Raw genomic sequence first — 14,755 nt, forward strand, 5'->3', positions numbered from 1 at the left:
GGCCGCCGGTATCGGCGGCCCGCCCCGCTACGACCCCGCGCACTACACCGGCCTCGCCCGGCTCGCCGAGGGCGGGGCCCTCGACTTCGTATCCCTCGACGACTCGTTCGCCCGGCCGGGGCCGGACGCGCTCGCCGTGCTCTCCCGGGTCGCGCCGGAGACCCGCAGGATCGGCCTCGTCCCGACGGTCACCACGACCCACACCGAGCCCTTCCACGTGTCGTCCGCGGTGGCCACGCTGGACTGGGTGAGCCGCGGCCGGGCCGGCTGGTGCGTGGACGTGTCGAGTACCACCGCCGAGGCCCGGCTGTTCGGCCGCCGCTCCGCCGCGCCCGCCGCCGAACTGTGGCGGGAGGCCGGCGAGGCCGCCGACGTGGGGGCGCGTCTCTGGGACAGCTGGGAGGACGGTGCCGAGATCCGGGACGCCGCCACCGGACGCTTCCTCGACCGCGGCAAGCTGCACCGCACCGACTTCGAGGGCGCGGCCTTCCGCGTCCGTGGCCCCGCCGTCGTGCCCCGGCCCCCGCAGGGCCACCCGGTCACGGTCGTCGAGGGCACGGCCGGTCCGGCCCGGGAGGTGGCCGCCCGCCACGCGGACGTGGTGCTCGTACGGGCGGGCACACCCGAGCGGGCCGCCGGGATCCGCGACGACGTGCACCGCCGCGCGGCGGCCCACGGACGGGACCCCGGGACACTGCGGGTGCTCGTCGCGCTCACCGTCGACCTGGGGGACGCCGAGTCCGCCCCGGAACCCGGGCTGGCGAGCGGGCCGCCGCTCGCCGGGCACGGGACGTACTACCGCGGCGGCCCGGTCGACCTCGCCGACCTGATCACCCAGTGGTACCGGGCCGGGGCCGTCGACGGCTTCCACCTCACCCCGCTCACCCCGGGGCGCGACCTCGAACGGATCGTCAACGGCACCGTGGCCCTGCTCCAGCACCGCAGCCTGTTCCGCACCTTCTACCCGGGCGGCACCCTCCGCGAGCACCTGGGCCTGCCCCGCCCGGCCAACCGGTACGCCCTCCAGGGAGCACGGGCATGACGGCCGCCCCGAAACAGATGCATCTCGCCGCCCACTTCCCGGTGGACGACACGACCGTCTGGGACGACCCGCGCTCGGGCAGCCAGATCGAGTTCGCCTCCTTCGCGCACCTGGCCCGGACCGCAGAACGAGGGCTGTTCGACTTCCTCCTCCTCGCCGAGGGGCTACGGCTGCGCGAGCACGACGGCCTGGTCGACGACCTGGACGTGGCCGGCCGCCCCGACCCCCTCACGGTGCTGCCCGCGCTGGCCGCGGTCACCGACCGGCTCGGTCTCGCCGCCTCCGCCGGCGCCACGTTTCACGAACCCTACGAGCTGGCCCGCCGGTTCGCGACCCTCGACCATCTCAGCGCCGGCCGGTCCGCGTGGAACGTCGTCACCTCGGCCGACGCCTCCACGGCTGAGAACTTCCGGCGCGCCGGCCAACCCGACCGGGCCGACGGGGACGGGTACGCCCGCACCGCCGAGTTCGTCGCCACGACCCGTGAGCTGTGGGACTCCTGGACGCCCGACGGCTCCCCGCGCCCCTTCGCCCACCACGGCCGGCACTTCTCGGCCGAGGGCGAGTTCACCGTCCCGCGCTCCCCGCAGGGGCACCCCGTCGTCATCCGGGCAGTGGACGGCGCGCAGGACCGCGAGTTCGCCGCGGCCGTCGCCGACGTCGTTCTCACCCGGCACGGCACCCCGCGGGCGGGCCGCGCGTTCTGTGCCGACGTCAGGAGCCGGCTCGCGAAGTACGGCCGGGAGCCCGGCGGACTGAGGATCATGCCCGGAATCGGTGTGGTGCTGGGCGACAGCGACGCGGACGCACGGGAGCGGGCGGCCGGGATCCGCCTGCAACAGGTCTCGCCGCAGCACGCGATCGCGGCCCTGGAGCGTATCTGGGGCCGTGACCTCTCCTCGTACGATCCCGACGGGCCGCTCCCGGCGTGCGATCCGGACCCCGCGGCGGCGCGGGCCGGGCACGGTGACGCCCTCGCGGTCGCGGCGCGCTGGCGCGAGCTGTCCCGGGAGAAGGGGCTGTCCATCCGGGGGACGGTCATCGAGGCGACGGACCGTCAGCCCCTCGTCGGCAGTCCGGAGACCGTGGCGGCGGAGATGACCCGTCGCGTCGCCGCGGGAGCCGCCGACGGCTTCGTCCTCGTTCCCCATCTCACCCCCGGCGGCCTCGACGACTTCGTCGACCGGGTCGTCCCGCTCCTCCAGGAACGGGGGGTGTTCCGCACCGCGTACACCGGCTCCACGCTGCGGTCGCACCTCGGACTCGCCGCGCCGGTATGGAAAGGTTGACCACATGAGCACGGACGCACAGCAGCAGGCAGCACGGGACTGGAACCACTGGCACCAGGAGCGGACCGCCACGGTCGCCGCTCCGTACGGGCCGCTGTCCCTCACCGGCACCCACTGGCTCTCCGACTACCCGGAAGGTCGAATTCCGGCCGTCCCGGGTCACTGGGCGGAGGGCGGCGACGAGGTGGTGCTCACCGCCGGCCCCGAGGACGGGCTGAGCGTGGACGGGAAGCCGTTCACCGGCCAGGTCCGCCTCGGCGCCGACCGCGGGCCGATCGATGGTTCCCGGGTGGCGCACGGCGGGCGCCGGCTCGTCTTGCTGAGCCGCGAAGGCCTTTGGGCGGTACGGGACTTCGACCCGGACTCCGCGGCGCGACGCGCCTTCCGCGCGATCGAGGCCACGCCGTACGACCCGCGCTGGGCCGTGCCGGGCCGCTTCCGCCCGTACGACGCCTCCCGTACCGTGCGGGTCGAGAACGCCGACGGTGTCGAGCGCGGACTGGGGCTCGGCGGCGAGATCGCCTTCGCGCTGGACGGCGTGGAGCACACGCTCCAGGTGGCCGTGGAGGGCGACGGCTCGCTCTGGGCGGTCTTCGCCGATGCCACCAGCGGGGACACCAGTTACCGCTTCCGGTTCCTGCGGCCCGCGGCCCCTGCCGCCGACGGCTCGGTGACGGTGGATCTGAACCGTGCGCTGCTGCCGCCCTGCGCCTTCGCGGACCACTTCATCTGCCCCTTCCCGCCGCCCGGCAACACCCTGTCCATCGCCGTCGAGGCCGGAGAGCGGCGCAGGACCGACGGCTGAACCGCCCCTCGTCCCGGCCGCGCCCGGCCCCGGCAGACCGTCCTGCGCCGGGGCCGGGCGCGGCGGCGGGGAGGCAGTGCCCGGCAAGCTCAGGCCAAAAGGCGCCCTTGCGCCGGAAGTTGACGCCTTGAATACTCCCGAGCAGCGCTTGTCAGGAGCACGGCACATCCGGAATACGGACGGATGGCCGCGCCCATGACTGCGCCTCACGGGTCCGGACACCCCACAGACGGACCCCCGACTCCCCTCGGGAGGAAACAAGTGAGGATCAAGCGCACCACCCCCCTCAGCACCGCCGCGAGACGCACCAGGGCCATCGGCATAGCCGCAGGTCTCGTGGCCGTCGCCGCACTCACCGTCCCCAGCGCCCAGGCCAGCTCCACCGGAACGTACAGCGCGAACCAGCTCTCCGCCGCGAGCGACGCCGTGCTCGGCGCCGACGTGGCCGGTACGGCCTGGAACGTCGACCCCGTGACGAAGAAGCTCGTGGTCACGGCCGACAGCACGGTATCCGCCTCGGAGATCCAGCAGATCAAGGACTCCGCGGGCGCCAACGCGGGTGCCCTGCGCATCGAGCGCACCTCCGGGAAGTTCAGCAAGCTGCTCTCCGGCGGTGACGCCATCTACGGGCCCGGCTTCCGGTGCTCCCTCGGCTTCAACGTCCGCAGCGGCAGTACGTACTACTTCCTGACCGCCGGCCACTGCACCGACGGCAACCCGCCGTGGTACACGAACTCGGCCAACACCACGAGCATCGGTCCGACGGCCGGGTCCAGTTTCCCGACCAACGACTACGGCCTGGTCCGGTACGCCAACACCTCCCTCGCCCACCCGGGCACCGTCGGCAGTGTCGACATCACGGGCGCGGCGAACGCCACGGTCGGGATGTCCGTCACCCGCCGCGGCTCCACCACCGGCATCCACAGCGGCACCGTCTCGGCGCTCAACGCCACGGTCAACTACGGCGGCGGCGACATCGTCTACGGCATGATCAAGACGAACGTGTGCGCGGAGCCCGGCGACTCCGGCGGTCCGCTCTACTCCGGCACCACGGCGATCGGGCTCACCTCGGGCGGCAGCGGCAACTGCAGCTCCGGTGGGACGACCTTCTTCCAGCCGGTCACCGAGGCACTCAGCGCGTACGGCGTCAGCGTCTACTGACACGCCGGGTGGCCGGTCCTGCCCCCAGGAACCGGCCCGTCCCTCGAAAGCGCAAGTCGAACACGCCGAGCCCCCGCCCGAATTGTGGGCGGGGGCTCCCGCTGACCCCGCGGCTTTTGAGAGGATGTGACACAGGACGGTCACGCAGGAGCAACGGGGGCGGATGCTGCGCCTCCCGGAGGGATGCCCTCCGGGAACCCCCGGCAGACACCCCAGGGGGTTCCAGGTCCGTGAAACGCATCGGAGTGACCGGTCATCGCAGCATTCCGCGGGAAGCCCATGACCATGTACTGGCCTCGATGCGAGCGGCGTTCCGCGGATTCGACGGCTCGGTTGAGGCGCTGTCCAGCCTGGCCGTCGGGGCGGACCAGCTCTTCGCCGACCTCGCCCTCGCCCATGGCGCCCAGCTGACCGTGGTCATCCCCAGCGGCGACTACGAGGCCTGCTTCGCCGACGGGGCGGAACTTTCCCGCTACCGGGCGCTCAAGGCCCGGGCCGTACGCGAGGTCAGACTGGACTACCCGCACTCCACCGACGAGGCGTACTTCGCGGCCGGCGCCTACATCGCCGATCACTGCGACCGGCTGATCGCCGTGTGGGACGGCCGCCCCGCCCGCGGCCTCGGCGGTACGGGGGACATCGTGACGTACGCCCGCGGGCTCGGCCGCCCGGTGACGGTGATCTGGCGCGACGGGGTCGAACGCGGCTGACCGGCCGTCACGGGCGGGGAGGATCCACGCGCGTGCGGCCGGCCGTCACGTGGGGCGGTGTGCCGGTGGCCTCACATCTGGTGCCGGGCGAGCCAGTCGGTGTGCTGCGGAGAGACGATGCGCTCGGTCTCGAACACCGCCCGCGGCCACTGGCGCTCGTTCAGCGTCGTCTCCATCGCTATCTGCATGGACTCCAGGTCCTTCTCCACCAGGGAGTGGGCCGAGATCAGCGGATGGTGGCGGCGCATCTCGGCCCAGGCCAGACAGGCGGCGGCCGCGGCGGAGAGCACCCCGGTCAGCGCGAAGGACTGGCCGACCGAGAACGCCCTGAACAGGGCGAGCAGCAGGGCCAGCGCCGTCAGCGCGGCGATGGTGGTCGACCAGACCAGGGTGGCCCGCCGGGAAACCTCCTGGCGCCGGCGGTACCAGCTGCGCTGTTCGATCAGTCGGTCGCGTACATATGTCTCCTTGCGCACGGTGAACGCCTTCTCCCGTAACGCACGCATGGATTCGGTGATGAGCCCGCCGGAATCGGCCATCCGGTCCCGGGGATCGGACCAGCCCACTTTGCGGAGCTCCTGGAGCCCTTCTTCGAGCCGGTTTGCGAACACCGCTTCGGGGTGCTGCGTGCCGGTGTCGAAAGGTGAGCCGTGCACCGAGTAGCGCCAGCACATCGATTTGATGAACTCTGCCGCGGAGCGATTGAGTTGCCAATGCGACTTTGCTTTCCGCCGGGAGGTGAGGAAGGTGGCGACCAGGACGCCGAGGTAGGCCAACACTGCCGCACAGTCGGTGAGTTGGAGGGTGCCACCGACCTCCGCGCGCCATGGCAGTGCGGCCGGTATCGTGCCCCCGACCAGCAGGATGAGCTGCCATCGGGTGGTATTCACCGCCTCCCGCTGGCGGGAGATCGCAATGGCGTCCGTGTGGTGAAAGAGTTCCGGCAGATCAGCGTTCCTGAAGACCATGCTCTGCAGTGGTCCGGGAATCGCCGTCATGTTCACTCCCGTCTGCGGTTATGTCGTCACCCTGATGGCGGAATCTAACGTTCCGCTCGGTCGGCGCCGGTCCCGTGTGACGCTCGTGTTCCAAGTGGGCGTCCTCAGTTGCCAACCGAGGCCATGAGAGTAAAGTCGTGCCGCCGGACACTGCAATGGTGCAGGTACCAACGCTGGTTTCCTGTCCGGAACCATTCCATCGGAACGAATCCCCTCAAGGACGGCCGTGAAGACCACTGAATCCTCCCTCTCCTTCGCCGTTGCGAAGAAGAGCCGTGTGCCGCTCGCCGCGATCGACGCGCGTGGCGGCGAAGCAGCCAGGAAGCTCGGTCGGGTGCACGTCGCTTCCGCCGGTCGCCCCAGCCAGGCATCCACTTTCAACTCCTCCCTCTGATCCCCGATTACGGATCACTCCACCGGTACGGCCGGTCAGCCGGATCACCCTTCCGGGCTGGCTAGACTGGCGGAATGACAGGACCCCTGGTCCCTTTCCGTGAAGTAGTCCTCAAGGTTCACAGCAGGTGTGATCTTGCCTGTGACCATTGCTATGTCTACGAACATGCCGATCAGAGCTGGCGAACCCGTCCGAAAACAATCTCTGACGAAGTCATTTTCCGGACTGCTCAGCGCCTGGCTGAGCATGCCAAGACACACGCACTGCCCTCCGTGTCAGTAATCCTGCACGGAGGGGAGCCTCTGCTGGCGGGCCCTGCCCGGCTGCGGCGCATCTGCGAAGAGCTGACCTCCGCCTTCGACGGCATCGCCGCCCTCGACCTCCGGATCCACACCAACGGACTGCAGCTCAGCCCGCGCTATCTCGACCTCTTCAGCGAGTACGACGTCAAGGTGGGCATCTCCCTCGACGGCGACCGCGCGGCCAACGACCGGCACCGCCGCTTCGCCGACGGGCGCAGCAGCCACCCGCTGGTACTCAAGGCCGTCGAGCTGCTCCGCCAGGAGCGCTACCGCCATCTCAACCTCGGCCTCCTGTGCACCGTCGACATCTCGAACGACCCGGTCGCGGTCCTCGACGCGCTCACGGAGCTCGAACCGCCGCTCATCGACTTCCTGCTTCCTCACGCCACCTGGGACGACCCGCCGCCGCGGCCCGACGGATCGCCCACCGCCTACGCCGACTGGCTCCTCGCGGTCTTCGACCGCTGGCAGGAGCAGGGGCGCCCGGTGCCGGTGCGGATCTTCTCCTCGGTCGCCTCGACGCTCAACGGCGGCCCCAGCCTCACCGAGTCGCTGGGCCTCGCGCCGACCGACCTCGTCGTCGTGGAGACCGACGGCAGCCTGGAGCAGGTCGACTCGCTGAAGAGCGCCTACGAGGGTGCGGCGGGCACCGGATTCGACGTCTTCGCGCATGCCTTCGACGAGGTCGCGGCGCACCCCGGGGTCCGGGCCCGTCAGCTCGGCCTGGAGGGGGTCAGCGAGACGTGCCGCCGCTGCCCCGTCGTACGTTCGTGCGGGGGAGGTCTGTACACCCACCGCTACAGCTCCGCCGGCGACGGTGAGGGATTCGACAACCCGTCGGTGTACTGCCACGACCTCGCCGCGCTGGTGCGCGGGATCGAGGCCCGGACACCCGCGGACACCGTGGCGCCCGAGGTGGCCGATCCGGCCGAACTGCTCGCGGCCCAGGAGGACCTCACCCGCACCCTGCTGGCGCGGCTGCACGCCGACCTGGACGGCAGGGGCGGTGAACGCTGGGCGCAGGCCTGGGAGCTGGCGGCCGTCCTGGAGGGCTCGGACGAAGGAGCCCGGGGGCTGGACGGCGTACTCGCCCATCCGTACACGCGCACCTGGCTGCTCGACGCGCTGGACGCCCTGCACGAAGGCCGGGCGGGGGCGCCTTCCGGCGCGGCGGACGGTCTGCAGACCCTTCTCGCGGCGGCGGCCGTACGGGCCGGCCTCGACGTACGGGTGCCGGTGCCCTACCGGGACGGCGGGCTCGTCCTGCCCACCCTGGGGCGGCTGACGGTCTCCGGGCCGGGGGAGCGCGGCACCGTGCTGGTCCGCGCGGCCGGCGACGGGTTCCTGGCGGGTCCCGCCGCCGGATCGGCCGAGCGGCGGATCCGGCGGTCCGCCGCGGCCGGACCCGGCTGGCTGCCGGTGCGCGGGTTCGCCCTGCCGGGCGACCCGTTCCCGGGCCACGGCTTCGTGATCGACGACCTCGATCCGTACCGGGACTGCTTCGGCGCGCCTGCCGCGGCCACGCTCGACGCGGCGGCGGCAGGCCGTCTGGGTGACGTGCTCACCGAGGCCTGGGCGCTGATCGGGGAGCGGGCCCCCGCCCACGGCGCGCGGTCGCTCGACGGCCCGCTCACCCTCACCCCGCTCACCGGGGCGATGCCGGGCGAGCCCTCGGTGGGACGGCACGGATACGGCGCACTCGGCATCGGGGTGGACGGGAATGCCCGCACACTGGCGCTCACGCTGCTGCGCGGCGTGCGCCGGGCGAGATTCCGGGCACTTGTGGATGTCGCGGATCTTTACGCGGCGGACGGCTCCTGGGAACATCGAATGCCCTGGAAGGACGAATTGGTTCCGCTTTCCGGGCTGCTGGAAGCTGCCTATGAACGGCTGGCGCTCGCGGTATTCGATCACCGTTTCCGGGACGGAATCCCGCAGGCGCTCGACACGCTGGAAGGGGCCGCCGAACTCACCATCGGCGGGAAACGACTGCTGGCTTTGATGCGAAAAGAGTTCTGAATCCCGAATTCCGGTTCGACCGGGAGGGTGGGTGCAGACTCGGGACAACCGGGAGGAACAGTCGCAGACCGCATCCGAGCGGGAGTGTGATCGACAGGGCCCGGGAACAGATGACTGAAAAGTGGCGTTGATTGACCGAACGTCATGGGGGTGGAGCAAGGTCCGCTCCGGAATGATGAATTCGCTCGCATTCTCTTCACTCCTCGAGTGCGGGTGCTCACACAGGACGGGGGTCGTGTGCACGCGACGACGCAGCAGCGAGCGGCGGACCATCGGCCGTACTTCTTCTTGAGTTATGCCCACACACCGGGGTACGGCGGTGGCACGGACCCCGACATGTGGGTCGAACGGCTCTTCCAGGATCTCTGTGGCCATGTGATGGCCATGACCGATCTGCCCGCGGGCGCGCCCGCCGGCTTCATCGACCGCGAGATACGTTCCGGCGAGGGCTGGTCGGAGCGGCTCGGCGAAGTCCTCGCCACCTGCCGGGTGTTCGTACCGCTGTTCTCGCCCCGCTACTTCGCCAGCGAGATGTGCGGCAAGGAGTGGTACGCGTTCGCCCAGCGGGCCATCCACCACCGGGCCCGCTCCAACCAGCCCGCCGAGGCGATCGTCCCGGCGCTCTGGGTGCCGGTGCCGCCCAGCCAGCTGCCTGGACCGGCCGAGCGATTACAGTTCAACCACCGTGATTTCGGGGACCGTTACGTCAGCGACGGACTGTACGGCCTGATCAAGCTCAAACTCTTCAACGAGGAGTACGAGCGTGCGGTGTACGAGCTCGCCAAACGCATCGTCAGCGTCGCGGACACCGTACGGATCGGCACCGGCCGGCCCGTCGACTACCGGCTGGCCCCCAGCGCCTTCGGTTCGACGGGCGGCGGAGCAGGCGGCCCCCGCCCCATGCAGGTGACCATCGCCGCCGCCACCCGCCACGACCTGCCCGAGGGACGGAACGCCGACTACTACGGCGACAACCCGCAGGACTGGAACCCCTACCACCCGGACGCCGCACGGCCCCTGGCCTATGTCGCCGAGGACCTGGTGCGCTCGCTCAACTACCAGGCCACCATCGCCTCCTTCGACGAGGAGGCCGGCCTTCCGGCCGGCAAGCAGCCCCCGACCACTCCGGAGATCCTCCTCGTCGACCGCTGGGCGCTCCAGGACGAGGACCGGTGCCGGCGGCTCGCCGCCTTCGACGCGGAGAACCGTCCCTGGGTGACGATGGTCGTGCCCTGGAACCGCGACGACCACGAGAGCAGAGCCGCGGAGGCCGAGCTGACCGCCAAGCTGGAGCGGACCATGCCGACCAAGATGCGCCAGGGCCGGGCCTACTGCCGCGCCGCCGCCAAAGGCGTACCGAGCATGGAGGCCTTCGGCCAGATCCTGCCGCAGGTGGTCGAGGTGGCCGCCCAGCAGTACCTGAGACACGCGGCCGTCTATCTGCCCGCCACCGGCGGCGGAGGCCCCACCGAACGGACCCGCCTGATGGGACCCATGGCGCAGACCCAGTACATCCCCGGGACACATGACGCTTCGACGGATGCGGAGGACACGGATGACGGCCAGTCGTGACGGGCGCATCGTCACCTTCTACTCGTACAAGGGCGGTACGGGGCGCACCATGGCCCTGGCCAACACCGCCTGGATTCTCGCCGCCAACGGCAAACGGGTACTGGCCGTCGACTGGGACCTGGAGGCTCCGGGACTCCACCGGTTCTTCCACCCGTTCCTCGACCCCTCGACGCTCGGGGCCACCACCGGTGTCATCGACCTGATCACCGAGTACGCCTGGGCCGCGACCAGCCCCGTGCAGCGGGCCGACGACTGGCACCGGGACTACGCCCGGATCCAGCCGCACGCCGTCTCGCTCACCCCCGAGGCGCTCGGCTGGGAGTTCCCGCACGGGGGGACGCTCGACTTCGTCTCCGCGGGACGGCAGAACCGCGAGTACTCCGCGACCGTCTCCACGTTCGACTGGGACAACTTCTACGACCGGCTCGGCGGCGGCCACTTCTTCGACGCCCTGCGCGACGACATGAAGGCCAACTACGACTACGTCCTCATCGACAGCCGCACCGGCCTCAGCGACATCGCCGACATCTGCACCGTCCACCTGCCCGACGTGCTCGTCGACTGCTTCACCCTCAGCGACCAGTCCATCGACGGCGCCGCCTCGGTCGCCCGGCAGATCTCCGAGCGGTACACCGGCCGCCCCATCTCGATCTTCCCCGTCCCGATGCGGATCGACGAGGGCGAGAAGGAGAAGGCGGACGCCGGACGGGCCCTGGCCCGGCTGAAGTTCGACCGGCTGCCGCGGGACCTCTCCGGGGACGAACTCACCGCCTACTGGGGCGCGGTGGAGATCCCGTACCGCCCCTACTACGCGTACGAGGAGACGCTGGCCACCTTCGGCGACGAGGCGGGGCTCACCAACTCCCTCCTCTCCGCCTTCGAACGGCTCGTCTCCGTCATCACGGACCAGCAGATCACCTCGATGCCGGCGGTCGGCGAAGAGGTACGGCTGCGCATCCGTGACGCGTTCACCCGGCGCAGGCCCGCCCTGCCCGCCGATCTCCTGCTCAGCTATGTGGCGGAGAACCGGATGTGGGCCGACTGGATCGAGTCCGTGCTCACCCGGGCAGGCTTCCGCGTCGTGCCTCGCGACGTGTCCGCCGAGCGGGAGCCGCAGGAGGCGGCGGCCGTCGCCGCCACGGGCGCGGTCCGGACCGTGGTCCTGCTCTCCAGCGCCTATCTGAAGTCGCAGCGCGCGGTGAACCTCTGGGACCGGGCCGTCGCCGAGGACCCGGGCGGCGGGCGGCGCCATCTGCTGCCGCTCAGGGTCGGTGACGTACGGCTTTCGGCGCCCTACATCGACCGCAACCCCGTCGACCTGTTCCGGCTCGACGAGGTGCACGCCACCGCGGCCCTGTTACGCGCCCTGGACCGGCCCGTACAGCTCACCGACGCGGTCTCGCCCGGACCGCGCTTCCCCGGCACCGTCCCCCGGATCTGGAACGCACCGCCGCGCAACCCCGGCTTCACCGGCCGCTCCCTGGTCCTGGAGCGGATGCGCGACCAGCTCGGCGGCGGCATGGCCGTCGTACTGCCGCAGCCGCAGACCCTGTACGGACTCGGCGGCGTCGGCAAGACGCAGGTCGCCCTGGAGTACGTGCACCGGTTCATGGCCGACTACGACCTGGTCTGGTGGATATCGTCCGAGCAGACCGACGACGTGGTCGCCGGTCTCGCCGAACTCGCCGTCCGGCTCGGTGCCCAGGGCGGCGACGACATGGCGGCCGCATCCCAGGAGGCCGTCGACCTGCTGCGCCGGGGCGTGCCCTCGGACCGCTGGCTGCTGGTCTTCGACAACGCCGACGACCCCGAACGCCTGCGCCGCTACTTCCCGCAGGGCGGCTCCGGTCACATCCTGGTCACCTCCCGCAACCAGGCATGGTCCCAGCACGGCGACGCACTGCCCGTCGACGTCTTCCTGCGCGAGGAGTCCATCGAGCACCTCCAGCGCCGGGCGCCCGGGCTGAGCGACGAGGACGCCGCCCAGGTGGCCACCGCGGTGGGCGACCTGCCGCTCGCCGTCGAACAGGCCGCCGCGTGGATCGCGGAGACCGCCACCCCGATCGACACCTACCTGGAACAGCTGGCCCAGCAGGCCCCGGAGGTCCTGGCGCTCAACCAGCCGGCCGGATACCCCGAGCCGGTCGCCGCGACCTGGAACATCTCCATCCAGCGCCTCAAGGAGCGCTCGCCCGCCGCGGTGCGCCTGCTCCAGCTCTGCGCCTTCTTCGCCCCCGAACCGATCTCGGGGAACCTCCTGTACAGCAAGGAGATGATCGAGGCGCTGAAGCCGTACGACGCCTCGCTCCAGGAGAAGCTGGTGCTGGGCCGCGTCATCCGGGAGATCGGCCGGTTCGCCCTCGCCAAGGTCGACCAGGTCTCCAACTCCATCCAGGTGCACCGGCTCGTGCAGGCCGTCATCCGGGCCCAGCTCACCGAGGAGGAGCAGCGGGACGCCCGGCACGCCGTCCACCGCATCCTGGCGGGCGCCAGGCCCGATGACGACGAGCCGATCGACAACCCCGCCAACTGGCCTCAGTTCGCCACGATATGGCCGCACCTGGGCCCGTCCGACGCCCGCAACTGCAAGGAGCCCGAAGCTCGCAGGCTCCTGATCGACCGGGTGCGTTACCTGTGGAAGCGCGGTGACTTCAGGACGGCCACCACACTCTGCGAGGAGCTGCGCGAGATCTGGCGCGAGACGCTGGGGGAGCGGGACATCCAGTACCTCTACCTCTGCTTCCACCTGTCCAACATCTATCGCTCGCGCGGCCGTTACGTGGAGGCCATGGAGCTCGACGAGATCACCCTGGCGATGCAGCGGGAGGTGCTCGGCCCGGAGCATCCGCACACGTACATGAGCACCAGCAGCCTGGCCACGGACCTCGGCACGCTCGGCGAGTACACCAGGGCGATCGAGCTGGCGACCGAGGCCACCGACGGGTTCAACCAGATCTTCCACGACTCGCACCCGAGGGCGCTGGCCGCGGCCAACAACCTGGCGTTCACCCTGCGGTCCATCGGCCAGTACGCCAAGGCCCGCGAGATCGACCAGGACGTCTTCGACCGGCGCCGGGAGGTGCTCGGCGAGGAACACCCGTACAGCCTCTCCTCGGCCATGAACCTGGCCCGCGACCTGCGGGACGTCGGCCGGTACGAGGACTCGGTCGGCATCCTCAGCCGTACGTACGACAGTTACAAGGCCACCCTCGGCCGGTCCTTCCCCGGCACGCTCAGCGCGGCCAAGAGCCTGGCGGTCTCGCTGCGCCGGGCGGGCCGGCTGGAGGACGCCCGCCGCCTCACGGTGGCGACCCGGGCCCGGTACAAGGCCAAGTACACCTCCGCCAACCCGGAGTCGCTGGCCTGCGACCTCAATCTGGCGGCGGACCTGTTCGCGGCCGGGGAGACGGCCGAGGCCCGGACCACAGCGCAGGAGGTGGTGGACCAGTACATGAAGGTGCCGGGCGAGAAGCACCCGTACACCCTGGCCGCCCTGAACAACCTGGGCGTCTACCTCTGGGGGAGCGGTGCGGCCGAGGAGGCGGAGCAGGTGCTGACCCGGGTGGTCGCCTCGATGCGCGAGGTGTACGGGCGGGAGCACCCCAACACGCTCTTCAGCGTGATGAACCTGGCCAACGCCACGGCGGAGCGCGGCGACATCGATCTCGTGCTGAAGACCGAGCGGTCACTTGCGGTGCAGTTCCGGGACGTGCTGGGCGCGCACCATCCGGAGACGCTGGCCATGAAGTCGAACATGGCGGTCACCCTCGGCGCGATGGGGCGCAAGGACGAGGCGCTCCACGTCAGGGCGGAGACGGTCGAGGAGCTGACCCGGCAGCTGGGTGAGGACCATCCGCTCACCCGGATCGCCCGGGACGACCGCCGGTTCCAGCGTGAACTGGAACCGCAGGCGGTGTGAGGCACGCGGGAGCGTCCGGCCGGTGGCCGGACGCTCCCGCCGCTCAGGTCCTGGACGTGTCCAGCAGCCAGGTGAGGATGCGGGGGAGTGCGTGCAGCGCGTCGAAGTGCGCAGCCGCCGGTTCCACCACGACCCTGGCGCCCGGGATGCGGCTCGCCAGCCAGCGGGTGTGCCCGACCGGTGAGAACACGTCCTTCTCGCCGTGCCACAGCAGTACCGGGCCGGTGATGGCGGCCGGGTCGAACCCCCACGGGTGACTGAACGCGAGCGCGTCGTCGATCCAGCCGTACGCCGAAGTGCGCAGTCCCTCACGGTAGTTGCGCAACAGCATGGTGCGTACCCCGGCGTCGTTGACCACCATCCGGTCGGAGTCGGTCAGCTCCCGGCGCAGATCGTCGATCAGCCGCACCGGGTTCTTCCTGATCACCGCGGACCGCGAGATGAACGACTCCGCGAGCCCGTCCGGATCGGAACGTGCCGTGGTGTAGGCCAGTACGTTCGAGGGAGCCATTCCCTCGAACCAGTCGAGACCCTCGGCGTCCCG

At 71.0% G+C, this 14,755-nt stretch carries 11 protein-coding genes; 9 read left to right on the plus strand and 2 right to left on the minus strand.

Features of this window, described 5'->3' with window-relative positions:
- From JGS39_RS25175 to JGS39_RS25195, 5 genes are all read left to right on the plus strand, one after another.
- The coding region (locus tag JGS39_RS25175) for an LLM class flavin-dependent oxidoreductase (protein ID WP_219571741.1) at positions 1 to 1,042 on the plus strand (1,042 nt) is incomplete at its 5' end.
- Positions 1,039 to 2,331: an NtaA/DmoA family FMN-dependent monooxygenase gene (locus tag JGS39_RS25180; RefSeq protein ID WP_219571743.1), complete on the plus strand. Its 1,293-nt coding sequence runs from the start codon at positions 1,039 to 1,041 to the stop codon at positions 2,329 to 2,331. The genes JGS39_RS25175 and JGS39_RS25180, both read left to right, overlap by 4 nt.
- A gap of 4 nt (positions 2,332 to 2,335) precedes the next feature.
- Positions 2,336 to 3,136, plus strand: coding sequence for a DUF1684 domain-containing protein (locus tag JGS39_RS25185; protein ID WP_219571745.1), 801 nt, complete (start codon positions 2,336 to 2,338; stop codon positions 3,134 to 3,136).
- Between the two features lie 261 nt (positions 3,137 to 3,397).
- Complete coding sequence (locus JGS39_RS25190) at positions 3,398 to 4,297, plus strand: S1 family peptidase (protein WP_219571747.1); 900 nt, start codon at positions 3,398 to 3,400, stop codon at positions 4,295 to 4,297.
- A gap of 230 nt (positions 4,298 to 4,527) precedes the next feature.
- The gene (locus JGS39_RS25195) at positions 4,528 to 5,007 is read left to right on the plus strand and encodes a hypothetical protein (protein WP_219571749.1); all 480 of its coding nucleotides are present in this window, start codon (positions 4,528 to 4,530) and stop codon (positions 5,005 to 5,007) included.
- 71 nt (positions 5,008 to 5,078) lie between these two features.
- On the opposite strand, the gene JGS39_RS25200 is transcribed toward JGS39_RS25195, so the two are convergent.
- On the minus strand, positions 5,079 to 5,975 hold the full coding sequence (locus tag JGS39_RS25200) for a DUF4231 domain-containing protein (protein ID WP_219571759.1): 897 nt from the start codon (positions 5,973 to 5,975) through the stop codon (positions 5,079 to 5,081).
- 256 nt (positions 5,976 to 6,231) lie between these two features.
- Here JGS39_RS25200 and fxsA point away from each other — a divergent pair, with 256 nt between their 5' ends.
- The 4 genes from fxsA (at position 6,232) to fxsT (ending at position 14,211) form a co-directional block, all read left to right on the plus strand.
- The gene (gene fxsA / locus JGS39_RS25205; RefSeq protein WP_219571751.1) at positions 6,232 to 6,399 is read left to right on the plus strand and encodes an FxSxx-COOH cyclophane-containing RiPP peptide; all 168 of its coding nucleotides are present in this window, start codon (positions 6,232 to 6,234) and stop codon (positions 6,397 to 6,399) included.
- Positions 6,400 to 6,473: 74 nt separating this feature from the next.
- A complete protein-coding gene (gene fxsBH / locus JGS39_RS25210; protein WP_219571753.1) occupies positions 6,474 to 8,720 on the plus strand; it encodes a radical SAM/SPASM protein FxsBH, inactivated beta-hydroxylase extension form in 2,247 nt (748 codons plus the stop codon).
- Positions 8,721 to 8,933: 213 nt separating this feature from the next.
- Positions 8,934 to 10,292 carry an FxsC protein gene (gene fsxC / locus JGS39_RS25215; protein WP_306072190.1) on the plus strand — a complete coding sequence of 453 codons (1,359 nt, stop codon included), beginning with the start codon at positions 8,934 to 8,936 and terminating at the stop codon, positions 10,290 to 10,292.
- Complete coding sequence (gene fxsT, locus JGS39_RS25220; protein ID WP_219571757.1) at positions 10,276 to 14,211, plus strand: FxSxx-COOH system tetratricopeptide repeat protein; 3,936 nt, start codon at positions 10,276 to 10,278, stop codon at positions 14,209 to 14,211. The genes fsxC and fxsT overlap by 17 nt, the downstream gene beginning before the upstream one ends.
- A 43-nt stretch (positions 14,212 to 14,254) precedes the next feature.
- Here fxsT and JGS39_RS25225 read toward each other — a convergent pair.
- Positions 14,255 to 14,755 (minus strand): alpha/beta hydrolase family protein (locus JGS39_RS25225; protein ID WP_219571758.1); only part of this gene is annotated, 501 nt, incomplete at its 5' end.

The organism is Streptomyces poriferorum (genome assembly GCF_019399235.1).
Taxonomy (GTDB): Bacteria; Actinomycetota; Actinomycetes; order Streptomycetales; family Streptomycetaceae; genus Streptomyces; species Streptomyces poriferorum.

Bases quoted from the DNA above. Each gene is read 5' to 3' on its own strand.
- JGS39_RS25180 (WP_219571743.1), top strand. From the start codon at position 1,039: ATGACGGCCGCCCCGAAACAGATGCATCTCGCCGCCCACTTCCCGGTG.
- JGS39_RS25185 (WP_219571745.1), top strand. From the start codon at position 2,336: ATGAGCACGGACGCACAGCAGCAGGCAGCACGGGACTGGAACCACTGG.
- JGS39_RS25200 (WP_219571759.1), bottom strand. From the start codon at position 5,975: ATGGTCTTCAGGAACGCTGATCTGCCGGAACTCTTTCACCACACGGAC.
- fxsBH (WP_219571753.1), top strand. From the start codon at position 6,474: ATGACAGGACCCCTGGTCCCTTTCCGTGAAGTAGTCCTCAAGGTTCAC.
- fxsT (WP_219571757.1), top strand. From the start codon at position 10,276: ATGACGGCCAGTCGTGACGGGCGCATCGTCACCTTCTACTCGTACAAG.